Annotated in this window: 18 protein-coding genes and 1 pseudogene; 17 read left to right on the top strand and 2 right to left on the bottom strand. The window is 75.9% G+C overall.

Features of this window, described 5'->3' with window-relative positions:
• Positions 1 to 211: 211 nt before the first annotated feature.
• From GTY84_RS09480 to GTY84_RS09420, 13 genes are all read left to right on the top strand, one after another.
• Positions 212 to 2,158 (top strand): AMP-binding protein, encoded by a 1,947-nt coding sequence (locus GTY84_RS09480; protein ID WP_161225711.1) that lies wholly within the window; start codon positions 212 to 214, stop codon positions 2,156 to 2,158.
• The gene (locus GTY84_RS09475; protein WP_161225710.1) at positions 2,155 to 3,288 is read left to right on the top strand and encodes a beta-ketoacyl synthase N-terminal-like domain-containing protein; all 1,134 of its coding nucleotides are present in this window, start codon (positions 2,155 to 2,157) and stop codon (positions 3,286 to 3,288) included. Before GTY84_RS09480 ends, GTY84_RS09475 begins: the two co-directional genes overlap by 4 nt.
• On the top strand, positions 3,285 to 4,292 hold the full coding sequence (locus GTY84_RS34560; RefSeq protein ID WP_161225709.1) for a beta-ketoacyl synthase N-terminal-like domain-containing protein: 1,008 nt from the start codon (positions 3,285 to 3,287) through the stop codon (positions 4,290 to 4,292). The genes GTY84_RS09475 and GTY84_RS34560 overlap by 4 nt, the downstream gene beginning before the upstream one ends.
• 50 nt (positions 4,293 to 4,342) lie before the next feature.
• The gene (locus tag GTY84_RS09465; protein WP_161225708.1) at positions 4,343 to 4,612 is read left to right on the top strand and encodes an acyl carrier protein; all 270 of its coding nucleotides are present in this window, start codon (positions 4,343 to 4,345) and stop codon (positions 4,610 to 4,612) included.
• A complete protein-coding gene (fabG, locus tag GTY84_RS09460) occupies positions 4,609 to 5,391 on the top strand; it encodes a 3-oxoacyl-ACP reductase FabG (RefSeq protein ID WP_161225707.1) in 783 nt (260 codons plus the stop codon). Before GTY84_RS09465 ends, fabG begins: the two co-directional genes overlap by 4 nt.
• A gap of 465 nt (positions 5,392 to 5,856) precedes the next feature.
• The gene (locus GTY84_RS09455) at positions 5,857 to 7,272 is read left to right on the top strand and encodes an extracellular solute-binding protein (protein ID WP_161225706.1); all 1,416 of its coding nucleotides are present in this window, start codon (positions 5,857 to 5,859) and stop codon (positions 7,270 to 7,272) included.
• A 100-nt stretch (positions 7,273 to 7,372) separates the two neighbouring features.
• Positions 7,373 to 8,656: a sugar ABC transporter permease gene (locus tag GTY84_RS09450; RefSeq protein WP_161225705.1), complete on the top strand. Its 1,284-nt coding sequence runs from the start codon at positions 7,373 to 7,375 to the stop codon at positions 8,654 to 8,656.
• Positions 8,653 to 9,567, top strand: a complete 915-nt coding sequence (locus GTY84_RS09445; RefSeq protein ID WP_161225704.1) for a carbohydrate ABC transporter permease — start codon at positions 8,653 to 8,655, stop codon at positions 9,565 to 9,567. The genes GTY84_RS09450 and GTY84_RS09445 overlap by 4 nt, the downstream gene beginning before the upstream one ends.
• 214 nt (positions 9,568 to 9,781) lie before the next feature.
• On the top strand, positions 9,782 to 10,099 hold the full coding sequence (locus GTY84_RS09440) for a hypothetical protein (protein WP_161225703.1): 318 nt from the start codon (positions 9,782 to 9,784) through the stop codon (positions 10,097 to 10,099).
• A 145-nt stretch (positions 10,100 to 10,244) separates the two neighbouring features.
• The gene (locus GTY84_RS09435; protein ID WP_161225702.1) at positions 10,245 to 12,482 is read left to right on the top strand and encodes a CDP-glycerol glycerophosphotransferase family protein; all 2,238 of its coding nucleotides are present in this window, start codon (positions 10,245 to 10,247) and stop codon (positions 12,480 to 12,482) included.
• Positions 12,483 to 12,489: 7 nt separating this feature from the next.
• Entirely contained in the window at positions 12,490 to 14,718 is a 2,229-nt protein-coding gene (locus tag GTY84_RS09430; RefSeq protein ID WP_161225701.1) for a bifunctional glycosyltransferase/CDP-glycerol:glycerophosphate glycerophosphotransferase, read from the top strand.
• Entirely contained in the window at positions 14,715 to 15,992 is a 1,278-nt protein-coding gene (locus GTY84_RS09425) for a hypothetical protein (protein WP_161225700.1), read from the top strand. Before GTY84_RS09430 ends, GTY84_RS09425 begins: the two co-directional genes overlap by 4 nt.
• A 92-nt stretch (positions 15,993 to 16,084) precedes the next feature.
• Positions 16,085 to 17,641, top strand: a complete 1,557-nt coding sequence (locus tag GTY84_RS09420; protein ID WP_161225699.1) for a hypothetical protein — start codon at positions 16,085 to 16,087, stop codon at positions 17,639 to 17,641.
• Between the two features lie 125 nt (positions 17,642 to 17,766).
• Here GTY84_RS09420 and GTY84_RS09415 read toward each other — a convergent pair whose 3' ends face one another.
• Entirely contained in the window at positions 17,767 to 18,180 is a 414-nt protein-coding gene (locus GTY84_RS09415; protein ID WP_161225698.1) for an organic hydroperoxide resistance protein, read from the bottom strand.
• Between the two features lie 144 nt (positions 18,181 to 18,324).
• On the opposite strand from GTY84_RS09415, the gene GTY84_RS09410 reads away from it, so the two are divergent.
• The gene (locus tag GTY84_RS09410; protein WP_161225697.1) at positions 18,325 to 18,867 is read left to right on the top strand and encodes a MarR family transcriptional regulator; all 543 of its coding nucleotides are present in this window, start codon (positions 18,325 to 18,327) and stop codon (positions 18,865 to 18,867) included.
• 98 nt (positions 18,868 to 18,965) lie between these two features.
• Positions 18,966 to 19,946: a UDP-glucose 4-epimerase GalE gene (gene galE / locus GTY84_RS09405; RefSeq protein ID WP_161225696.1), complete on the top strand. Its 981-nt coding sequence runs from the start codon at positions 18,966 to 18,968 to the stop codon at positions 19,944 to 19,946.
• A gap of 564 nt (positions 19,947 to 20,510) precedes the next feature.
• On the opposite strand, the gene GTY84_RS09400 is transcribed toward galE, so the two are convergent.
• Entirely contained in the window at positions 20,511 to 21,134 is a 624-nt protein-coding gene (locus tag GTY84_RS09400; protein ID WP_161225695.1) for a TetR/AcrR family transcriptional regulator, read from the bottom strand.
• Between the two features lie 209 nt (positions 21,135 to 21,343).
• Between GTY84_RS09400 and GTY84_RS09395 the strand changes: the two genes are divergently transcribed.
• A complete protein-coding gene (locus tag GTY84_RS09395; protein ID WP_161225694.1) occupies positions 21,344 to 22,300 on the top strand; it encodes an ABC transporter permease in 957 nt (318 codons plus the stop codon).
• Positions 22,293 to 23,093, top strand: a pseudogene (locus GTY84_RS09390) (ABC transporter ATP-binding protein); the annotation flags it as partial. The gene GTY84_RS09395 and the pseudogene GTY84_RS09390, both read left to right, overlap by 8 nt.
• Positions 23,094 to 24,239 lie beyond the last annotated feature (1,146 nt).

Raw genomic sequence — 24,239 nt, 5'->3', positions numbered from 1 at the left:
CCTGACATCGCGTCAATATCGTTGTCCCGCAAGCCTGTTGACAGCCTTTAGAGGCCGGTGGGCGGGGGTGCGGGCGGACTTGACGGACTCCCTCCGCATCCGCTGACGGGCCGAATCCGGCGTGGATACCGTCCTTGTGGCCTCCGGGAGCCAGCCCCGACCTGCCGTCGTTCTGCCCGACAAGTCGTCCTGCCCGACAAGGAGTGCACCCATGCCGCCTGAGCGGATATCCGATCCTGTGGAGCGGTTGCGGGTCATCGTGGCGTCCGTCCTCGAACTCGACCTCGACTCGGTGCCCGCCGACGCCTCCTTCGAGCGGGAGCTGAAGGTGGACTCGCTGGAGAAGGTCGAGATCGCCGCGCGCGTCGAGCAGACCCTCGGGGTGCTGCTCGGCAACGAGGCGATCAGCTCGGCCGACAGCGTCCTGGACCTCGCCGCCCTGATCAGCGCCGCCGCCGACGCCCCCGACGGCCTCCCCGGGCCGGCGGTCCCGTCCTCACCGGCCCCGGCGACCGCGACCGCGGGCACGCCGACGGACCCCGCGGCGGGGAGCCCCGCCTCCGCCGCCGTCCCGCACGCCTCCGCCGCCCTCCCCCGCACCGCTCCCGCCTCCCCGGCCGCCCCCCGGGCCCGCGCGGTCACCGGCGGCACCGGGCTGGTCCACCGGCTGGTGGGCCGCCACCTCGCGGCCGGGCACGGCGAGCGGACCGCCTACCTCGACCCCCAGCTCGGCACCGTCCGCTACCGGGCCCTGTACGAGGCCGCCCTCGGCTACGCCGGTGCGCTGCGGGCGCACGGGGTGCCCCCCGGCAGCCGCGCGCTGGTGGTCGCCGAGGACTCGGCCGCCACGGTCGCCGCCGTGCTCGGCCTCTGGTGGCACGGCTGCGTCCCGGTCCCCGTGAGCCCCCTGCTCTCGGAGACCGAACGGGACTTCATCGCCGCCGACTGCGACGCCGCCGTCCTCCACCTGGACGCCCTGCCCGAGCGGCCCGGCCCGCCCGCCGGCCCCGTCCTGCTGACCGGCGACGACGTGCGCGCCGGGATGCGCACCGGCGGCCCCACCACCGCCCACCGCCCCGCCCTCGCCGCACCGGCCCCCGCCCCGCACCCCGAGGGCCGCGCCGCCCTGATCCAGTACACCTCCGGCAGCACCGGCGCCCCCAAGGGCGTGCGGCACACCGCCGCCGCGATCACCGCCATGCTCGACGGCTTCGGCGCGCTGCTCGCCCTGCGCCCCGACGACGTCGTCCTCTCCACCGCGCGGATGTCCTTCGGCTACGGCTTCGGCAGCTCCGTCCTGTGCCCCCTCGACGCCGGGGCCGCCACCGCCCTGATCCGCGGCGCCGTCGACGTGCACGCCGTCGGGGCCGCGCTGCGCCGCCACCGCCCGACGGTGCTGTGCTCCGTGCCCCGGCTGTACGCCGCACTGCTCGACACCCTCGCCCCCGGCGACCCCGCCACAGCCGGGCTGCGGCTCTGCCTGACCGCCGGGGAGAGCTGCCCGGCCCCCCTGCACACCCGGATCGGGGAGGCCCTGGGCGCCACGGTGCTCAACTGCCTGGGCGCCACCGAGGTGATGCACGTCGTCATCGCCACCCCGCCCGGCCGCCCGCTGCCCGGCCGCGCCGGACTGCCCGTGCCCGGCGTCACCGCCACCGTCCGCGACGAGCACGGCCGCCCGGTGCCCGACGGCACCGAGGGCCGCCTGCACATCGCGGGCCCCACCGTCTCCATCGGCTACCTCAACCGGCCCGACGCCGACCGCGCCACCTTCGCGCAGGGCGGCGCCTACACCGGCGACCTCGTCCGGCGCGATCCCGACGGGGTCCTCACCCACCTGTGCCGCGCCGACGACGTGCTGAACCTCGGCGGCTACAAGGTGCCCCCGGCCGAGATCGAGGCGGTCGTCCGCCAGGTCGCCGGGGTGCGCGACTGCGCGGTGGTCGGCAGCCCGGACGCGAGCGGGCTGGAGAGCGCCGTGGCCTTCCTCACCACCGATCCCGCCGCCGACCACGACAGCCTCCGGCGCGCCGTGCGGTCCCGCATCCGCGCCGGGCTCGCCCCCTACAAGCGCCCGGCCCGGCTGGAGTTCGTCGAGGCGCTGCCCACCACGACCACCGGCAAGGTGGCCGCCTACCGACTTCGGGAGCAGGCATGAGCTGGGACATCACCGGGATGGGAGCGGTCGCCTGCGTGGGCGACACCCCGTCCCGGATCTTCGACGCGCTCTGCGCGGGCCGCGGCGGGCTGCGCCCGCTGGAGGTCTTCGACCACGACAAGTACCGCGCCCGGCAGGCGTACGAGATCAGCGACCGGGCCGTGCCGGGCACCGACGAGCCGGGCCGGGCCACCCGCTGGCTGATCGCCTCCGTCGAGCAGGCGCTCGCCGACGCCGGGCACGGCGAGGACCTGGCCGACGTGCCCGTCCTGGTCGGCACCACCCTCCAGGAGCAGCGCAGCGCCGAGCTGTGGTGGCGTCACGGCGCCCCCCTCGACCCCGCCTCCCTGCACTTCGGCACCGCTCTGCGGGAACGATTCGGCGCAACCCGGACGTACACCTTCGCCAACGCCTGCGCCGCCGCCCTCTACGCGCTCGCCATGGGCACCGACCTGATCGGCCTGGGCGAGGCCGACACCGTGGTCGTGGCCGGCACCGACTCCATCGGGGAGAGCGCCTACGGCACCCTCGACCGGGTCCAGAACGAGGTGCCGGACGCCCTGCGCCCCTTCGACCGCTCGCACCGGGGCATGCTGATGGGCGAGGGCGCCGTCGCCGTCGTCCTCACCCGCGCCGCCGCACCCGGCCGCGCGGTCCACGCCCGGGTGCGCTCCGTCGGCATCAACTGCGACGCCTTCCACTCCACCGCGCCCGACCCCGAGGGCATCACCCGGGTCCTGCGCGAGGCCCACCGGCGGGCGGAGGTCACCCCCGAGGACGTCGACCTCGTCATGCTGCACGGCAGCGGCACCCCGAAGAACGACTCCACCGAGGCCGCCGTGCTCTCCCGGTTCTTCCCCGGCGACGACGGGCCGCTGATGACCGCCGTCAAGTCGATGACCGGGCACACCCTCGGCGGCTCCGGACTGCTCAGCCTGGTCGTGGCGGCCATCGCCCTGCGGCGGGGCCAGGTCCCGCCGGTCCTCGGCCTCACCGACCCGATCGAGGAGGCCGCCGGACTGCGCCTGGTCCGCGACCGGGCCGCCACCGCGGACCTGACGCTCGCCCAGATCGACGCGTTCGGCTTCGGCGGGATCAACGCCGCCGCCATCCTGGAGGCTGCCCGATGACCACCGCACACTCCCCCGCGCGGCCCGCCCCCGGCCCGCCCGTCGTCACCGGCGTGGGCCTGGCCGTCCCCGGCCTCACCCTGCCCGACGAACTCCTCGGCACCGTCCGCGAGGGCGGCTTCGACCCCCGCACCGGGCTCACCGGCCGCGACCTGCGGCACAAGGACCGCGCCTCACGGCTGGCGCTGCGCGCCGCCGCCCCCGCGCTGCGCGACGCCGGGCTCCTCGGCGAGGACGGCTACCGGGGCACCGGCGACCGCACCGCCGTCCTGGTCAGCACCAACGCCGGCATCCTGGACAGCGTCTGCTCCTTCGCCGACATCATCGCCCGGGACACCGTGACCGGCCTCAGCCCGCTGGGCCTGCCGCAGACCTCCAGCAACGTGGTCGCCGGGTCGGTGGCCATGGCCCACGGGCTGCGCGGCCCCAGCGTCACCCTGTGCAACGGGCCGACCAGCGGGCTGGACGCCCTGTACTGGGCCCGCGCGCTCATCGTCGCCGGCCGGGCGGACGCCGCCCTGGTGATCGGGGTCGAGCCGCACGGCGAGGCCGTCGCCAAGCTGCTCGGCGGGGACGCCCTGGACGGCGCCGCCGCCCTCGTCGTCGAGTCCGCCGCGCACGCCGCCGCGCGCGGCGCCACCGTGCGTGCCGCGCTCGCCGGGTGCGCCCGCGCCGGGACGCTGGACGCCGCCGTCGCCGCCGCCCGCGCCGGGGGCCCCGGAGCCCGTCCGACGGCGGCGGAGCGGACCTCCCCCGACGCCGCCCTGTGGCTGACCGACCTGGCGGACGACGGCGCCCCCGGGCCCGCCGGGTCCGGAAGCCGCCGGCTGGACCCGACCGCCTTCCTCGGCCACAGCTCGGGCGCGCGCGGAGTGCTCCAGGCCGCCGCCGCCGTGGCCCACCTGGACGGGCACGCCGCCGACACCGTCCTCGCCACCTGCGGCGGGCCCGGGGACGACGCGGTCGCCGCCGTCGTGCTCGGCGGCCCCCGCCGCGCCTTCTGACCCCGCCCCTCCCGAACCGGACCCGCCCGTACCAGACAAGGAGACATCGCATGCCCGAACGCACCGGCAAGCCGCTCGACGTCGAAAAGCTGCGCTCCGTCATCGCCGGAGCACTGGACCTTCCCGTCGAGGAAGTGACCGACGACGCCCGCTTCAAGGAGGACCTGGAGGTGGACTCGCTGATCTCGCTGGAGATCGCGGTGCGCGTCGAGGAGAACTACGGCGTGAAGATCGACGAGTCCCAGCTCACCGAGATGGGCACCTTCCGCCTGGTGCGCGACCTCGTCGCGGACGGCCTGGGCGCCGAGCCGGCCGCATGAGCGCCGACGCCACCGGGCGCCGGCCGCCCGGCAGCCCGGTCGCGGAGCGCCCGGTCGCGCTGGTCACCGGCGGTTCGCGGGGCATCGGCCGCGCCGTCGTCCTCCGGCTCGCGCGGGAGGGCTACGACGTCGCCTTCTGCTACCGCTCGGACGTCGGGGCCGCCGAGAGCACCGCCCTCGCCGCCAAGGAGGCCGGTGCCCGCGTCCACCACCGGCCGGTCGACGTCGGCGACTTCGACCGGGTGAAGGAGTTCCTCGCCGGGGCGGAGGCGGAGCTGGGTCCGCTCACGGCGGTCGTCACCTCGGCGGGGATCACCCGCGACCGCCCGCTCGCCCTCATGAAGGAGGACGAGTGGCGGGAGGTGATGGACACCAACCTGAACGGCACCTACCACGTGTGCCGGGCGGCGGTCTACGCGCTGATGCGGCGGCGCCGGGGCGCGATCGTCACGCTCTCGTCCATCGCCGGGGTGCACGGCAGCGCCGCGCAGACCAACTACGCGGCGTCCAAGGCGGGGATCATCGGCTTCACCCGGTCCCTGGCCAAGGAGTGCGGACGCTACGGCATCCGGGCCAACGTCGTCGCCCCCGGGCTGGTGGACACCGACATGACGGCCGCGCTCCCGGCGGAGGTGGCCGAGCGGCACCTCGCCAACATCCCGCTCGGCCGCGCGGGGCGGCCCGAGGAGGTCGCCGACCTGGTCGCCTACCTGCTCTCGGACCGGGCCTCGTACATCACCGGCCAGGTCGTCGAGGTCAACGGCGGCCTCTCCGGCTGACGACCCGCGCGACGGCGCGGCACGGCGGGGCACCCACCCTGCCGTGCCGCGCCGGGCCGCGCCGGGCCGCGCCGCGCCGCGCCGAACGGTGGGGTGAGGTGCCGCCGGGTTGCGACGAGCGGGGGCGCGGACGGGTGCGGTGCGCCGGGTCACCCACGGCTGCCCACGGCCCCGTTCTCCCGCCACACCTCGCAACCACCTTGCGGTGCGGGCGTGTTGCATGAGTCCACCCCGACTCACCTTCCCCGCACGACATATGGGGGCACACCCCGCACCCCGGCTGACGGGGCGACAAGTGCCGGTCAACCCAACCACACGCGCTCACTAGCCCGTTGGGCTCATCACAAGGGAATCACGATCCCCCGTCCAACCGCCGACGCGCCCTTGCCGCCCTCATCCCCCTGGCGTACACCGGACCGCACGGGACAGCGCCAGACGTTCGACGAGGAACGAAACGGGGCAGTGATGCGCGCAAGCAGCACCATCCGGAAACGCGGTACCGCGGGGCGGCCCACGAGGCCGACGAGAACCACCGGGCTCCCCGCCGTCCTCGCCGCGGGAGCCCTCGTGCTCTCGCTCACCGCCTGCGGGGGCGGCGACGGCGGGGACGACGACGGGGGCGCCGGGCCCACCGGCGGCGGGAGCACCTCCGGCTCCGCCCTCGTCCTGCCGAAGCTGGACGGCGCGCGGCTGGAGGTCGCCGCCGTCTGGTCCGGCACCGAGCAGGAGAACTTCAAGAAGGTCCTCGCCGACTTCGAGAAGCGCACCGGGGCCGAGGTGACCTTCGTCCCCGCCCAGGACCCGATCGTCAACTTCCTCGGCTCGAAGGTGGCCGGCGGCGCCCCGCCCGACGTGGCGATGCTGCCGCAGCCCGGCGCCATCCGGCAGGCCGTCGCCAAGGGCTGGGCGAAGCCGCTGGGCGGCGCGGCGACCGCGGAGCTGGCGAAGAACTACTCCCGGGGCTGGCAGGAGATCGGCTCGGTCGACGGCAAGCCGTACGGCGTCTACTACAAGGCCGCCAACAAGTCCCTGATCTGGTACAACACCCGGGTCTTCGAGAACGCCGGGGCCGACGAGCCCAAGACCTGGGACGAACTGCTCGACACGGCGCGGACGGTCTACGACTCCGGCGTCACCCCCTTCTCGGTGGGCGGCGCGGACGGCTGGACGCTCACCGACTGGTTCGAGAACGTCTACCTCTCGCAGGCGGGCCCGGAGAAGTACGACCGGCTCGCCCGGCACGAGATCAAGTGGACCGACCCCTCCGTCAAGGAGGCGCTGACCACGCTCGCCGGGATCTGGGGCGAGAAGGACTTCGTCGCGGGCGGCGCGGACGGCGCCCTCCAGACGGAGTTCCCCGCCTCCGTGACGCAGACCTTCACCGGCGGCGACCAGCCCAAGGCCGGCATGGTCTACGAGGGCGACTTCGTGCAGGTCACCATCGCCGAGACCAAGGCCGAGGTGGGCGAGGACGCGAAGGTGTTCCCCTTCCCGGCGGTCGGCGGCACCGCGCCGCTGGTGTCCGGCGGCGACGCGGCGGTGATCCTCAAGGACTCCGCGGCGGCGCAGGCCCTCGCCACCTACCTGGCCTCCCCGGACGCGGCGGCGATCCAGGCGCGGCTGGGCGGCTTCCTCTCCCCGAACAAGGCCCTGGACCCCTCGGTGTACCCGAACGACGTGCAGCGCAGGATCGCCGAGGCGCTGGTCGCGGCCGGTGACGACGTCCGCTTCGACATGTCGGACCAGGCCCCGCAGTCCTTCGGCGGCACCCCCGGCAAGGGCGAGTGGAAGATCCTCCAGGACTTCCTGAAGAACCCCCGGGACGTCGCGGGCGCCCAGGCGGCCCTGGAGGCGGAGGCCGCCGCCGCCTACGGGAACTGACGCGGTGGCGCCGAACCCGGCGGCGGGGCCCCCAGCGGCCCCCGCCGCCCCCGTGCCCGCTCCCGCCGCGCCCGTCCGGGGGCGCGGGCCGCGCCGGGGCGTGACCGGCACCCGCCGGACACTGGCGGTCCTGTTCCTGCTGCCCGCCCTGGTGCTGCTCGGCGCGCTCGTGGTCTACCCGGTCGGGTACTCGGTGGTCCGCAGCTTCTACGACCGGTCGGGCGACTCCTTCGCCGGACTGGACAACTACCGGGCGCTGTTCACCGACGACGGCATCCGCACCGCCCTGCGCAACAACGTCGTCTGGGTGGTGTTCGCGCCCGCCGTCGCCACCGCGCTCGGCCTGGTCTTCGCCGTCCTGACCGAACGGGTGCGCTGGGCGACGGCGTTCAAGCTGGTCGTCTTCATGCCGATGGCGATCTCCATGCTGGCCGCGGGCATCATCTTCCGCCTGGTGTACGACCAGGCGCCGGAGAAGGGCGTGGCGAACGCGGTGTGGGTCGGGGTGCACGACACCTTCGTCACGTCGTCGGCCTTCCCCCGGGCGCACCCGGGACGCGATTCCCCGCTGGAGGCGGCCGGGGGCGGCGCGTTCGTCACGAAGCTGCCGGTGCGGGCCGGTGTGCCGGTCGCGCTGCCGCTGGTGGGTGTCGCCCCGGACCGGCTGCCGGACGGCACCGGACCGGCCGCGGCGGCCCGGCCCGAGGAGGGCGGGATCACCGGCACTGTCTGGCAGGACTTCACCCGCGGCCGGGGCTCCGGCACGCTCAACGCGGTCGACGCCTCCGAGGTGGGCTACGCCGGGATGCGGATCGAGGCCGTCCGGGACGGCGAGGTGGTGGCGTCCACCAGGGCGGCGGGCGACGGCACGTTCAGCCTGCCCGCGGCGGCCGACGGGGCGCTGCTGCGGCTGCCCGCCGACAACTTCCAGGAGCCGTACAACGGCCTGGACTGGCTCGGTCCCTCCCTGGTCACCCCGGCGATCATCGGCTCGTACGTGTGGATGTGGGCGGGCTTCGCGATGGTGCTGATCGGGGCCGGGCTGGCCGGGGTCCCCCGGGAACTGCTGGAGGCGGCCCGGGTGGACGGGGCGGGCGAGTGGCAGGTGTTCCGGCGGATCACGGTGCCGCTGCTGGCACCGGTGCTGGCGGTCGTCACCGTCACCCTGATGATCAACGTGCTGAAGGTGTTCGACCTGGTCTTCATCATCGCCCCCGGCTCCTCCCAGGACGACGCGAACGTGCTCGCCCTGGAGCTGTACCGCAAGGGCTTCGCCGCCGACCAGCCGGGCGTGGCCAGCGCCATCGCGGTGTTCCTGCTGCTGCTGGTCGTTCCGGTGATGTGGTTCAACGTGCGGCGACTGCGGCGGGAGGCCCGGCGATGACCACGGCAGCGGATTCCCCCGCGGGGACGGCGCCCCCGGGTTCCCGGAGGGCCGCCGGCCGCCGCCCGCTGGGGGCACGGCTCGCGGAGCGGGCGGGCGGCGGGCTGGTGCGGGTGTTCCTGGTCCTCGTGGCCCTGTTCTGGCTGGTGCCCACGGTCGGGCTGCTGCTGTCCTCGCTGCGGGCGCCCGAGGACATGGCGGCGAGCGGCTGGTGGAAGGTGCTCTCCGAGCCGTCCCGGATCACCTTCGGCAGCTACGCGGACCTGCTGGGGAACGGGGACATCACCTCGTCGCTGCTCAACACGGCGCTGATCACGGTCCCGGCGACGGTGCTGGTGGTGGTGATCGGGGCGCTGGCGGGCTACGCGTTCGCGTGGATGGAGTTCCCGGGCCGCGACTGGTGGTTCCTCGCGGTGGTGGGCCTGCTGGTGGTGCCCGTGCAGGTGGCGCTCATCCCGATCGCCGAACTCTTCGGCTCCATCGGCCTGTTCGGCTCCATCGCGGGCGTGGTCCTGTTCCACGTCGGCTTCGGCCTGCCCTTCGCGGTGTTCCTGCTGCGGAACTTCTTCGCGGAGATCCCCCGGGAGCTGCTGGAGGCCGCGCGGCTGGACGGCGCCGGTGAACTCCGGCTGTTCGTACGGGTGGTGATGCCGCTGGGCGCGCCCGCGCTGGCGAGCCTCGGCATCTTCCAGTTCCTGTGGGTGTGGAACGACATGCTGGTCGCGCTGATCTTCTCCGACGCGGGGAGCCAGCCGATCACGGTCGCCCTCCAGACGCAGGTGCGGCAGTTCGGCAGCAACGTCGACGTGCTGGCCCCGGGCGCGTTCCTCTCGATGGTGGTCCCGCTGGCCGTGTTCTTCGCGTTCCAGCGGCAGTTCGTCTCCGGTGTGATGGCGGGCGCCGTCAAGTAACCGCCTCCGGACGCCCCCCGCCGTACGGGTGCCGCCGTGCGCGCGGGGGGCGTCAAGCGGGCGCCGCGCCACCACCCCTGCGGGCGAGGCGCGTTGACCGGTCCGGCCGCACGTGGGGAGGGGTGCGGTCGCCCGGATGCCACAAGGACCGTAACCAAGTCACTCCGTTGGCCGTTGCCGGGCCGAACGCCCGTGCCGACCCATGGATGTCCCCGTGCCCCGGTTCAGTGTCATCGTCCCCGCGTACCAGGTCCGGGCGTGTCCGCCCGTGCGCCCGGAGCCGGTGCCGTCCCCGTCGTACGCCGGCCCCGGACCGATCGCGGTGGACGACCGCTCCCCGGGCGGCCCCTCCCCGGACGCCCGCGGCGGTCCGGACGACGAGACCGCGGCCCGGCACGGCCGGGTGCGCCCGCCCGCCCGCGGCGGTCCCGGCCCGGCCCCCGACGCCGGGGCGGAGGGGGCCCGCGCCGACCGCCCGGTCCTTCCCGACGGCGACACCGCCCCGGGAGCGCCGCCCGCCGACGTCCCCTGACCGCCGTACGCCCTCCGGGAGTCCTCATGCCCCGCGGCTCGTCGCGGCCCGCTCCGTCCCGGCCGCCCGCAGGGCGCCCCGGCCGCCGGGCGGTCCGTTCCGCGGGGACCGCCCGCCGGACCCGGCCATCGAGAGAAAGAGCAGAATGCCCCGCTTCAGCATCGTCGTCCCGTCCCATGGGGTCGCAGGGCGGCTGTCCGAGGCCCTGGACTCGGTCCTCGGCCAGTCCTTCGCCGACCTCCAGCTCATCCCGGTCCAGGACGCCCCGGACGGGACCGCCGGCCACGGCGCGCCGGACGCCGCGGCGGCGGAGACCGTGACCGCCCGCGCCGCCCGCGACCCGCGGGTGGCCCCGGTGCACTCGCCGCCGTCGGAGGGGCTGGCCGGGGCGCGCAACGCCGGGCTGCGGGCGGCGACGGGGACGTACGTGCTCTTCCTCGACGGCGACGACCTGCTCGCGCCGGGCGCCCTGGCGGCCCTGGACGCGCGGCTGGCCGAGACCGGCGGCGCCGACGTCCTGTACTTCGGGCACGAGCGCGTTCCCTGGTGGGAGGGCGAGCCCTCGTACCCGGCCGACCCGCTGCTGGCCGGGGCCCCCCGGGACGCCTTCGCCCCGGACCGGGCCCCGCGGCTGACCGGCGCCGTCCTCCCGGCGTGGAGCGCCGCCTACCGCCGGGCGTTCCTCACGGAGCGCGGGCTGGAGTTCCCCGCCGGGCACTTCACCGACATCGGCTTCGGCACCCGGGTCGCGGCGGAGGCCGAGCGGATGGCGGTGCTGCGCGCGGTGGCCGTGCGCCACCGGGTGCGGCGCCAGGGCAACCGGCTCGGGCTGCCCGGCGGGCACCACGCCGAACTGCTGGACCGGGCCGAGGAGGCGCTCGACCGCGCCGCCGGGCGGGACCTTCCGGTGGAGCGGCGCGGGCCGCTGTTCGAGCAGCTCTTCGCCGCGGTCCTGAAGACGGCCACGCATCCGCGCCGGCTGACCCGCCGGGAGCGCCGGTCCTTCTTCCGCCGGGCGAGCCGCCTCTACCGGCGCCACCGCCCCGCCGGGTTCCGGCCCCCGGGCGGACGGATCGGCGTGCAGCACCGGCTGCTGGCCGCCGGCTCGTACACCGGCTTCCGCGTCCTGCGCGCGGCCGGGCGGGTGGCCGGCGCGCTGCCGTCCCGGCTGCGGCGGGCGCGCGGGCTGCGCACCCGGCTGTACTACCGCGCCCGGCTGCGCCGTCCGCTGGACCCCCGGCTGGTCGCCTACTGCGCCTACTGGGGGCGGGGCTACGCCTGCAACCCGGCCGCGATCCACGCCAAGGCACGGGCCCTCGCCCCGCACCTGCACGGGGTGTTCCTGGTCGAGCCGGACCAGGCGCACACCGTGCCCGAGGGGGTGGACCACGCGGTGATCGGCAGCCGCCGCTACTGGGACGTGCTGGCCCGAGCCACCTATCTGGTCAACAACGCCAACTTCGCGGAGGGCGTGGTCAAGCGCCCCGGCAGCGTCCACCTCCAGACGCAGCACGGCACCCCGCTGAAGACGATGGGCGTGGACCAGTCGACGTACCCCGTGGTGGCGGCGGTGAGCGGCAGCTTCACCCGGCTGCTGGGCCGGGTGGACCGCTGGGACTACAACCTGTCCGCCAACCCGCACTCCACCCGGATGTGGGAGCGGGCCTTCCCCGGCTCCTACGAGCAACTGGAGTACGGCTATCCGCGCAACGACGTGTTCCTCACGGCGACCGCCGCGGACGTCGCCCGGGTCCGCCGCGAACTCGGGGTGCCCGAGGGGGCGACGGCCGTGCTGTACGCGCCCACGCACCGCGACCACGAGGACGGGTTCGGCGCGGGCCGCCTGGATCTGGAGGCGTTCTGCGCGGCGGCCGGCGAGGACGTGGTGGTGCTGCTGCGCGCCCACTACTTCTACGACCGGGGCGCCCCCGGCGGCGGTGGCGGCCGGGTCATCGACGTGACCGGGCACCGCTCCTCGGAGGAGGTGTGCCTGGCCGCCGACGCGCTGGTCACCGACTACTCGTCGATCATGTTCGACTATGCCTGCCTCGACCGGCCGATCGTCGTGTACGCCGACGACTGGGAGGTGTACCGGGAGACCCGGGGCGTCTACTTCGACCTGATGGCCGAGCCGCCGGGCCCGGTCGCGCGCACCCCCGGCGAACTGGCCCGCGTCTTCCGCGACGGCGACTGGGCGGGACCCGGCGCCACGGCGCTGCGGGCCGCGTTCCGCGAGCGGTTCTGCGCGTTCGACGACGGCCGGGCCGCCGAGCGGGTGGTCCGCCGGGTGCTGCTCGGTGAGCCGCCGGAGGCGATCCCGCCCGTGATCCCGCTCGCGCGGCGCCGTCCGGCGCCCGCCGCCGTCCCCCTCGTAAGGAGCTGACCCCGCAGTGCCCCGCTTCAGCGTCATCGTCCCCTGCTACCGGGTGCAGGGCTTTCTCGGCGAGTGCCTCGACTCGGTCCTCACCCAGTCCTTCCGGGACGTCGAGGTCATCGCCGTGAACGACTGCTCGCCGGACGGCTGCGGCGCGATCCTCGACGCCTACGCGGCCCGCGACGAGCGGGTGCGCGTGCTGCACCTGGAGGAGAACGCCGGTCTCGGCCGGGCCCGCAACGCCGGGATGCCGCTGGCCACCGGCGACTACCTGTTCTTCCTGGACAGCGACGACACCCTCACCCCGGGCGCGCTGGCCGCGATGGCCGACCGGCTCGCCGAGACCGACGACCCGGAGGTGCTGGTCTTCGACTACGCGCGCACCTACTGGTGGGGCGGGACCCGGCGCAACGCGCTGGCCCGGGTCCTCGCGGAGGCCGGGGACGGCACCTTCACCGCGGCCGGGCGCCCGGAGATCCTCGATCTGCTGATGGTGGTGTGGAACAAACTCTACCGGCGGGACTTCGTCGAGGCGGAGGGCTTCACCTTCCCGCCGGGCTACTACGAGGACACCCCGTGGACGTTCCCGGTGATGCTCAGCGCCGGGCGGATCGCCGCCCTGGACCGCATCTGCCTCAACTACCGGCAGCGGCGCAGCGGCAACATCCTCTCGACCACCAGCCGCAAGCACTTCGACATCCACGAGCAGTACGAGCGGGTCTTCGCCTTCGTGGACGCCCGCCCGGAGCTGGCGCACTGGCGGCCGTTCCTGCACGCCAAGATGGGCGAGCACTGCCTGGACATCCTGTCCAAGCCGGACCGGCTGCCGCCCTCGGACAAGGGCGAGTTCTTCCGCCGCACCGCCGAGATGTTCCGCCGCCACCGCCCGGCGGACGCGGAGGTCCCCGCCGGGCTGCGGGTCCTGGAGCACGGGTACGCCGCCTACCGCCTGCGGCTGCGGGCCGGGCGGGCCGGGGCCGGGCTGGAGCGGCGGGCGGGGCGGGCGCGCGGCGCGGTCGCGGGGCGGCTGGAGCGGGTGCGGACCGCGGTGCGCGGGCGCCGTCCGCTCGATCCGGACCTCGTGGTCTACTCCGCGTTCTCGCACCGGGGCGTGCTGGGCGACCCGGCGGCGGTGCACCGCGCGGCCCGGGAGTTCGCGCCGGGGCTGCGCGGGGTGTGGGTGGTGCGGGACGAGGAGACGGCGGCGCTGCTGCCGCCGGACACCGAGCACGTGGTCGTGGGCGGCGCGGAGTACCGCAGGGTGACCGAGCGGGCCTCGTTCCTCGTCAACAACGTCAACTGGCCCGGCGCGCTGGCCAAGCGCCCCGGCAGCGTCCACATCCAGACCCACCAGGGGACGCCGCTGAAGTACATGGGCGCCGACCTGCTGCGCAAGCCGGGCGCCCGGCACGGGCTGGACGTGCCGCAGATGCTGCGCCGGGCGGACCGCTGGGACCACAGCCTGGTCGCCAACCTGCACTCGGAGCGGGTGTGGGAGCGGGCGTACCCGTGCCACTTCGCGTCCGCGCGCACCGGCAGTCCGCGCAACGACGTGCTGGTGGGCGCCGGGCCCGAGGAGGTGCGCCGGGCCCGGGAGCTGCTCGGGGTCCCGGCCGGGGACAGGGTGGTGCTGTACGCCCCGACCCGGCGGGAGTACCGGCGCGGCGGCCATGTGGAGCGGATCGACCCGGCGCGGCTCGCCTCCGACCTGGGGCCGGGCCACACCCTGGTGGTGCGGCTGCACCCCGCGCTGGCCACCGGCCCGGCGCGCGGGCTGGGCCTGTCGGAGCTGCACCGGCGGGGCGTGCTGATCGACGCGACCGACGAGCCGCACGCCGAGCGGGTGCTGCTCGCGGCGGACCTGCTGATCACCGACTACTCGGCCCTGATGTTCGACTTCGCGCTGCTGGACCGGCCCGTCGTGGTCCACGCCGACGACTGGGAGGCGTACACGGCGAGCCGGGGCGCGTACTTCGACATCACGGCCGAGGCGCCGGGCGCGGTCTCCCGGTCGTACCGGGAGCTGGTCGGGCTGCTGGAGTCGGGGGCCTGGCGGGACGCGGAGGCGGAGCGCCGGCGGTCGGTGTTCCGGAGCCGGTTCTGCGCCTTCGACGACGGGCGGGCGGCCGAGCGGGTGGTGCGCACGCTGATGCTGGGCGAGGAGATGCCCGCCCCGCCGCCGGGCCCGGTGGTGCCGGGTTCCCGTGCGGAACCGGCCGGGCGCGACCTGCTGACGCACCCGTGAGGACGCGCACGTGGGTGCTGGTCCTGGCCGCGCTGTTCGCCGTGCTGCAACTGGCCAACGTCACCGGCCGGGACACCCCCGACACCAAGAACTACCTGTCGTACGCGCTGAGCCTGGCCGGCGGGGACGAGCGGGGGGTGGCGGAGGCCACCATCGACTACGTGTGCGCGAGCCGGGCGGACGTGGCGCGGCGCGCGCAGGGCGTGGACGTGGTCCGCTTCCACCGGGCCGACCCCGGCGACGCGGTGACGGAGCGGTGCCGGGCGGCGGAATGGCGGCAGGTGGAGCCGCGGCTGGCGGCCGGGCGGACCGGCGGGCACACCGTGCCGTATCTGACGGAGCGCTACATGGCGATCTTCGAGGCGCGGCCGGGGTACCCGGTGTTCCTGGTCCCCTTTGTGCTGGCGCTCGGCCCGGTGTGGGGGCTGTGGGCGGCGGGGGTGGTGATCGCCTGCGCGGGCGGGGCCCTGGTGGCGCTGGTGCTGCGGACGCTGTCCGCGCCGGTGCCGCTGGCACTGGTGGGGCAGGCGCTCTACTACGTGCTGCCGTGCGGGACGACGGCGATGCGCCCGATGACCGAGGGGCTGCTGATGGCGCTGACCCTGGTGGCGGTCTGGGGCTGCGCGCTGACGCTGCGGGCCGGGCGGACCCGGTCGGGTCCGGCGCTGGTCGCCGGGGCGCTGCTGGCGCTGTTCACGGTCAAGCACTCCCAGGCGATGTTCCTGGGGCTGTGCCTGGCGGTGGCGGGCGTCCTGGTCGCGCTGCGCCGCCGGAGACGGGGCCGCTCCCCGGGCCGGGGGGTGCTGTCGCTGGCGGCGGTGGGGGCGACGGGGGTGGTGGTGGCGCTGGTCCTGGCGCGGCTGCTGGGCTACCCGTCGGAGGGCGACAGCCTCCAGGACCTGCTCACCGACCACTTCGCGCGGCCGGACCGGGAGCGCCCCTGGGCGGAGTTCCGGCAGTTGCAGGGGAACTTCTGGGTGGAGTGGCTGCGCCGCCAGGCGTGGGAGCCGCTGTTCGCGGCGGCGCTCTGCGCGGGGGCGTGGGGGGCGCTGCGGCGCGGCGGCGCGGCCGGGGTGTTCGTGGTGGCGGCGGCGTTCACCGGGTTCCTCACCCAGGCCGCGCATCCGGACATCTCCATCTGGGGCGGGCGGCTGATCGTGCTGGCCTGGCTGCTGCCGGTGGTGGGGGTGCCGCTGCTGCTGGAGCCGGTGGTGCGGGAGCGGGTGGCGCTGCCCGCGCAGGGTCCGCCGCAGCGGGTCGGCGCCCCCGGCTGAGGATCACCCGTTGAGGTGACGCGGGGTCATAGCGTTGACCCCACCGGGAACATAGGGCAAATGCCCCGAAAGTCCCTTCCTCCGCCCACCCGGTGAGCGGCGGCCTCCTCGTCCGGCGGCCGGTGCGCGGCGCGACGGCGCTGCGCGGCGGCCGCCTGTGGCGTCCCACCCCGTTCCAGGCCGTCGGTCTGCTGTTCCTCCTGGTGATGACGCTGGCCCACTGGCAGGTGCCGATGTGCTGCGACGCCGGCCAGCACGCGGCGGTCGTCGAGCGGCTGCGGGCGTCCCTGCTCCACCCCCGGCACCCGATGGCCGACCTGCCGGGCGCGGGCAGCGCCTACTACTCGCCGTACGCGCTCGCCGAGGGCGTGTTCGCCCGGCTGACAGGGCTGGGCGGCTGGGAGGTGGTGCGGCTGGCCGGTCCGCTGAACCTGCTGGTGCTGCTGACCGGGCTGAACCGCTTCGTGCGGGTGCTGACCCCGCGGCCGTGGGCGCCGGTGCTGGCGCTGGGCGCGATGACGCTGCTGTGGGGCACCGAGCGGGCCTGGTGGAGCGGCTACCTCGGGCTGATGTCGATGACCGGCAACCTCGGCTACCCGTCGGCGTTCGCGATCGGGCTGACCTTCTGGGCATGGGCGCTGACCGGGGCGCGGGCCCGCGACGAGCACCGGGTGCGCTACGTCGGCCCGAGCGGGCTGCGCGGCTACACCGGGTACGCGGCGCTGGGCCTGCTGTACGGCCTGATCCTGCTGGTGCACCCGATCACCGCGGTCGCCGCGGCGCTGGGCGCGGTGGCGCTGGTCGCCGGGTGGGAGCGGGACCCGCGCCGGCCGGTGGCGACGCGCTGGGCGGTGACCGGGGCCGCGGCGGTGGCGTCGGCGGCGGCCTGGCCGTACTTCGACGTCTTCGCGCTGGCCTCGGACGGCAGTGTGGACGCGATGCACCGGGTCCTGTACCGGGACCTGCCGGGACAGTTCTGGCTGGCGCTGCTCGGGCTCCCGGCGCTGTGGCTGCGCGCCCGGCGCTCGGCGCGCGATCCGCTGGTGCTGATGTTCGCGCTGGAGTGCGCGGTGGTGGCGTACGGCTGGTGGAGCGGCCACTACACCTACGGGCGCATCCTCGGGCTGGCACTGGTGCCGCCGCAGTTCGCGCTGGCGGTGGAGCTGGCCGCGCCCCGGCCGTGGGCGCGCCCGCGGCGGGCGCTGGGCATGGCGGCGGGGGCGGGGGCGCTGGTGGGGTTCCTCACGGTGCAGGCCGGGGCGGTGGTGCCGCGCGCCCTGGACCCGGTGGGCTTCGACCAGCCGCCGCGCTGGCCGACGTACGACTGGGCGGCCCGGTACATCGGCCCCGGCGAGGCGGTGATCACCGACGGCTACTACGCGGGGCACCTCATCGCCGGGTACGGACCCGACCTCGCGGCGCCCGCCTGGCCCGACCCGGCGCTGGACGAGACGGAGCGGCGGCGGCGGGTGGCCGACGTCCGGGCGTACCTGTCGCCGGAGTCGACCCCCGCCCTGCGGGCCGCCGTCGTCCGCCGCTACCACGTGCGCTGGCTGCTGCTGACCCGCTGGCAGCGGGTCCCCGGGGAGGCCGTGGTGGTGGCGTGGAGCGGCCGGACGGGCGAGGTGCTGGCCCGGGTCGGGGGCTGAGCGTCCGGCACCGGCGCCGAGGGCGCCGGGTCCGCCTCGCGCGGGCGTTCCCGTGGGCGGACGCGCGGCGGGGCGGACGGCGGGGCGGGGTGGACGGGCGGGGCGGAGCGGGGTGGAGCCGAGGACTACTCGACGACCAGCTCGACCGGGACGTTGCCGCGGGTGGCGCGCGAGTAGGGGCAGACCTGGTGGGCCTCCTCGACCAGCTTGCGGCCGGTCTCCGCGTCGATGCCCCCGGGCAGCTCGACGCGCAGGATGACGGCGAGCGCGAAGTCCTCGCCCTCCTTGCCGAGGGTCACCTCGGCCGTCACCGCCGCCTCGCCGACGTCGACCCCGGCCCGCCGGCCGACCAGGCCGAGGGCGCCGCCGAAGCAGGCCGCGTACCCGGCGGCGAACAGCTGCTCGGGGTTGGTGCCCTCCCCGCCGCCGCCCATCTCCACCGGGGCGGCGAGCCCGAGGTCCAGCCTGCCGTCGGAGGTGACGGCACGGCCGGCGCGGCCGTGGGTGGCGGTGGCTGCTGCGGTGTAGAGCGGATCCATGGCTGACCGTCCCTCGAAGGAAGCGTTGTCGGACGCCCACGAGTAGATCAGACAATTAAGTTGTGCACAACTCACTTGTGGGCGTTCCACTGGTGCGCCAAAAGAATGCCCGGGATCGAATTCCGCCAAAGCTAGGCTGGAGCCATGACCACGCCCGCCACACCCGCGCCGGACCCGGCGGCCCCCGCGGACCCGGCCGGCCCCGCGCTCTCCCCGGGCGGGGCGGACCCTGCGGACCGGCTCCGCCTGGACCAGCAGATCTGCTTCTCCCTGAGCGCCGCGTCCCGCGCCTTCGGCGGCGTCTACCGGGTGCTGCTGAGGGACCTCGGGCTCACCTACCCGCAGTACCTGGTGATGCTGGTGCTCTGGGAGCACGGCGAGCTGCCGGTCAAGCGGCTCGGCGAGCATCTGCGCCTCGACTCGGGCACCCTGTCCCCGCTGCTGAAGCGGCTGGAATCGGCCGGGTTCGTCCGGCGCGAGCGCAGCGCGCGCGACGAGCGCTCGGTGCGGGTCGGCCCGACCGAGGCGGGCACGGCCCTGCGCGAGCGGGCCGCCGGGGTGCCGCGCCGGGTCATGGCGGCCACCGGACTCGGCGCGGCGGACATCGCCGACCTGCGCGCCCGCCTCGACCTGCTCACCGCCGCCCTGGACGCCCACGGCACCACCGGGCCGTCCGGCTCGTTGTGAGGGGGGCGGGGCTCCGGCGCGGAGCCCCATGACGGACCATGTCCGTCCGGAACCACTGCACGACCAACCGGAACCACCGAACGAGGGGACCACCCCACATGACCTGGCTGATCACCGGCGGCGCCGGCTACATCGGGGCGCACGTCGTCCGCGCGATGACCGAGGCGGGCGAACGGGCGGTGGTGTACGACGACCTGTCCACCGGGATCGCGGACCGCGTCCCCGACGGGGTGCCCCTGGTGGTGGGCTCGGTGCTGGACGGCGAGCGCGTCGCCCGCGCCCTCGGCGACCACGGGATCACCGGCGTGGTGCACCTCGCGGCGAAGAAGCAGGTGGGCGAGTCCGTCGAGCTGCCGCTGCACTACTACCGGCAGAACGTGGAGGGCCTGCGGGTCCTGCTGGAGGCGGTCACCGCCGCCGCCGTCCCGTCCTTCGTCTTCTCCTCCTCCGCCGCCGTCTACGGCATGCCGGACGTGGACCTGGTGACGGAGGAGACGCCGTGCCTGCCGATGTCGCCGTACGGCGAGACCAAGCTGGCCGGTGAGTGGCTGGTGCGGGCGACCGGGCGGGCCTCGGGCCTGTCGACGGCCTCGCTGCGCTACTTCAACGTGGCGGGCGCGGCGAGCCCCGCACTGGCCGACACCGGGGTCTTCAACCTCGTGCCGATGGTCTTCGAGAAGCTCACCGCGGGCGAGGCACCGCGCGTTTTCGGCGACGACTACCCGACCCCCGACGGCACCTGCGTCCGCGACTACATCCACGTGGCCGACCTCGCCGAGGCCCATGTCGCCGCGGCCCGCGCCCTGACGGCCTCCCCGGGCCGCGCGCTGACCCTCAACATCGGCCGCGGCGAGGGCGTCTCGGTCCGCGAGATGATCGACCGGATCAACACCCTCACGGGCCACGACCGCCCGGCCACCGTCACCGCGCGCCGCCCCGGCGACCCGCCCCGCGTCGTGGCCTCGGCCGACCGCGCCGCCGCCGAACTGGGCTGGAAGGCCAAGTACGACGTCCAGGACATGATCACCTCGGCCTGGGAGGGCTGGCTCCACCGCCACCCGGAGGCGGCCCGCGACTAGGGCCTCTCGTTTGGATCATGCCGGGCTCGCGGCCCCCGGCGCCCCGCGCGCGGGGGGTCGCGCCCGGGGGCGCCGCGCGGGGGCGCCTCTCGGAAGCCGGTCACCGCGCCGGGTTCACCCGCTCCCGGCACCGTCCCCGGACGGCGGGCGCCGGGACACCGTGCGGCGCCCGGGACGGGCGTACGTCGAGGCGAGCCCCGACGGTGCGGGCGGGGCACCGGCGGAGGCTCCCGGCCCCGGCGGCACCGGCGGACCTTGCCCAGTCCCCGACGGCACGGGCGGTGCGGGAGTCCGGCGCCGCCCCGGGCCCGGGGCTCGCGGGCCGCGCCGAGGCGCGGCAACCCCCACCCGGCCGCACCGGGCGTCCCCCGGAGCTGCGGCCGGGGCGCGGCGGGGCCGCCGGACCGGTGGAAGGGCCCGGCGGCGATACCGGGGCCTCCCACCGGAGCGCCCCCGTCACCGGGAGCCGCCGCCCCGCACCGCCGCGTTCCGCACCGCGCCCCCGCACTCCGCGCGTCGGGCCGGGCGGCTTCGCACGCGAACGTCGGGGCCGTGCGGCGGGGGTCAGAGGGCCTTCAGCGCCGCGGCCGTCGCCCTGGCCAGGTCCGGGAGGTGGGAGGCGGGCAGCCGGGGGGCGCGGATGACGATGGCGCGCCAGTAGAGCGGGCCCGAGATCAGATCCAGTGCCAGCTCCGCGTCCAGGTCCGCGCGGACCTCGCCGCGTCCGGCCGCCGCCGCGAGGATCTGCCCGGCGGCACCGTCCTGACCCTCGCGCAGGGCCTTGCGCAGCGCCTCCGCGATCTCCGGGCTGCGGGCCGCCTCGGCCTGGAGGTCGGGCACGATCTGCGAGGCCACCGGGTGGCGCAGCGCCCGGGACATGACCTCGTACAGCAGCCGCAGGTCCCCCTCCAGGGAACCGGTGTCCGGCGCCGGCAGCCCCCGCACCGCCAGCGCCGAGACGACGTCGAGCACCAGGTGCAGCTTGGAGCGCCAGCGCCGGTAGACGGCGGTCTTGCCGACGCCCGCGCGCCGGGCGATGCCCTCGATGGACATGCGCGCGTAGCCGACGGCCGCGAGCTCCCCGAAGACCGCCGCGCGGATCGCCTCCGTCACGTCCTCGCGCAGCACCGCCGCCCCGGCGGGGGCCCGGCGCGGGCGCGGCTGCGGCTCGTCGGCTTCGGTCGTCATGCGGGCCAGCATAGGACGGGACGACGGCACGGTTGCGTTCCGACGCCGGCACGCCCTACGCTCCCGTCACGACGATACGGTGCCGTCCCGACGTAAGTGAACGTCCGGGGTCCCTCCGGCGAACGCGGGGCGGCGCCGCTCCCGCCGCACCGGCGCCTCCTCTCCGGCGGCCCGTGCGGCTCCCCCCTCCTCCGAGCGAAAGAGCGGATGTGAGCCAGGCCCTCTCCCCACCGCCGCCGGCCGCCGCCCCGGCCGGCACCACCCCGGCCCCCGCCGACCGCGGCACCGGCACCGGCACCGACCTCGCGGCGCTCGCCGCCCGCCACGGCCTCTCCGCCAGTGGCGTCCGGCCCTCTCTCCCCCACTACACCCGCCGGCTGTGGGCGCACCGGCACTTCATCGGCGCCTTCGCCACCGCCCGGCTCACCGCGCAGTACAGCCGGGCGAAGCTGGGCCAGGTCTGGCAGGTGATGACGCCACTGCTGAACGCGGCGGTGTACTACCTCGTCTTCGGCGTCCTGATGAACACCAGGCGGGGCGTCGAGGACTTCGTGCCCTTCCTGGTCACCGGCGTCTTCGTCTGGACGTTCACCCAGAGTTCGATCCTGGCGGGCACCCGCGCCGTCTCCGGCAACCTCGGGCTCGTCCGGGCCCTGCACTTCCCGCGCGCCGCGCTGCCGGCCGCCTTCTGCCTCCAGCAGCTCCAGCAGCTCCTGTTCTCGATGGGCGCCCTGGCCCTGATCCTGCTGGCCTTCGGGGTGCCGCCGCGCCCGTCCTGGCTGCTGGCGGTCCCGGCGCTGGCGCTGCAGTCCGTGTTCAACGCCGGGGCGGCGATGGTCCTGGCCCGCGTCGGGGCCCGCCTCCCCGACGTCTCGCAGCTCATGCCGTTCGTGCTGCGCACCTGGATGTACGCCTCGGGCGTCATGTTCAGCATCCACCACATGACCGGCCCGGACAGCGGCCGCCCGTCCTGGCTCGGGCCGCTGCTCCAGCTCAACCCCGCCGTCGTCTACATCGACCTGATGCGCTTCGCCCTCATCGACAGCTTCGGCGCCGCCGCGCTGCCGCCCCACGTGTGGGCGCTGGCCGCGGGCTGGGCCCTGTTGGCGGGCGTCGGCGGTTTCATCTACTTCTGGAAGGCCGAGGAGACGTACGGTCGTGGCTGACAACACCGGCACCACCCCGCAGCGGGACGAGCGCGTCCCCACCGTCGTCGTCGACGGCGTCGACATCGTTTACCGGGTCAACGGCGCCGGCGGCGGGCGGGGCTCCGCGACCGCCGCCCTCAGCCGCATCCTGCGCCGGGGGGCCGCCGAGCGGGCCGCCGGGGTGCGCCGGGTGCACGCGGTGCGCGGCGTCTCCTTCGTCGCCCACCGGGGCGAGGCCATCGGGCTCATCGGCACCAACGGCTCCGGCAAGTCCACGCTGCTCAAGGCCGTCGCCGGACTGCTCCCGGTGGAGAACGGCCGCATCTACACCGATGGCCAGCCCTCCCTGCTAGGCGTCAACGCGGCCCTGATGAACGACCTCACCGGCGAGCGCAACGTGCACCTCGGGGGCCTGGCGATGGGCATGTCCCGGGCGCAGATCAGGGAGCGGTACCAGGAGATCGTCGACTTCTCCGGGATCAACGACAAGGGCGACTTCATCAGCCTGCCGATGCGCACCTACTCCTCCGGGATGGCCGCCCGGCTGCGCTTCTCCATCGCCGCCGCCAAGGACCACGACGTCCTCCTCGTCGACGAGGCGCTCGCCACGGGGGACCGCTCCTTCCAGAAGCGGTCCGAGGAGCGCATCCGGGAGCTGCGGCGGCACGCGGGCACGGTCTTCCTGGTCAGCCACAGCAACAAGTCCATCCGGGACACCTGCGAGCGGGTGCTGTGGCTGGAGCGGGGCGAACTGCGCCTGGACGGGCCGACGGAGGAGGTGCTGAAGGAGTACGAGAAGTTCACCGGCGGCCCGGCGAAGCCCAAGCCGAAGCCGAAGCCCGCGACAGCGCCGAAGCCGCCGGCAGCGGCAGCACCCGCCCCCGCGACGGTGCCGGAACCGAGGTCCGGGGCGGAACCGGGGCCGGGGAGGGAACCGAAGCCCGGGGCGGAACCGGGTCCCGGGGCGACATCGAAGCCCGGGGCGGTCCCGGTCGCCACCCCCGCACCGGCACCGGTCGCGCCGTCCTCGACGGCTCCCGCGTCCGGGCCGAGACCCTGAGGCCTGTCTGACGGTTCCCGTCTGCCGCACGACGCCACGCACGCACTCCCGCCCCGCACCGCCCCCGGCCCCGAGTACGTCCCGTACGAAGGCCCGGGGCCGGCGCGCCGGGAGCACGCACCCGACGCCGCGCTGCCGCCCCACGGGCGACAACGGCAAGGGTCGGACAGGCCCCGGCCGGAACCCGCTCCCCGGCCCGCGCCGCGACCGGAAGACCCACCGACCGCGATGGAACGGACTCCGCCCCACCCCTCTCGGGACCGGTTCCAGCTCCGGGCGAGGGCCGGGGCCCGGGCGCGGGCCGGGGCTGGGGCCGGGGCCGAGGTCGAGGCCAGGGCCGAGGCCGGGACCGGAACCAAGGCCGGGACCGGGGCCGAGGCCGGGACCGGGGCCGAGGCCGGAACCAAGGCCAGGGCCAGGGCCAGGGCTGGGACCGGGGCCAGGGCTGGGACCGGGGCCAGGGCTGGGGCCAGGGCTGGGGCCAGGGCTAGGACCGGGACCAGGGCTGGGACCGGGACCAGGGCTGGGACCGGGACCAGGGCTGGGACCGGGACCAGGGCTGGGACCGGGACCAGGGCTGGGACCGGGACCAGGGCTGGGACCGGGACCAGGGCTGGGACCGGGACCAGGGCTGGGACCGGGACCGAGGCCGGGGCCCGGCCGACAGCAGGCCCGGGTCGGCAGCAGGCCCGATACCCAGGCCGGAGCGGAGTCGAGCCGGAGCCCGAACCCGAGACGGAGAGCCGGGCACCGGAGCCCGCCCTCCACGGACCAGCACCCATGCCGCAGCCGCAGCGCAACCGTCGCCGGTCGCCGGTCGCCGGTCGCCGGTCGCCGGTCGCCGGTCGCCGGTCGCCGGTCGCCGGTCGCCGGTCGCCGGTCGCCGGTCGCCGGTCG

This window comes from Streptomyces sp. SID8352, from assembly GCF_009862265.1.
Classification (GTDB): domain Bacteria; phylum Actinomycetota; class Actinomycetes; order Streptomycetales; family Streptomycetaceae; genus Streptomyces.
Note: the sequence above shows the minus strand (reverse complement) of the source record. Positions and strands in the feature narration are given on the sequence as shown.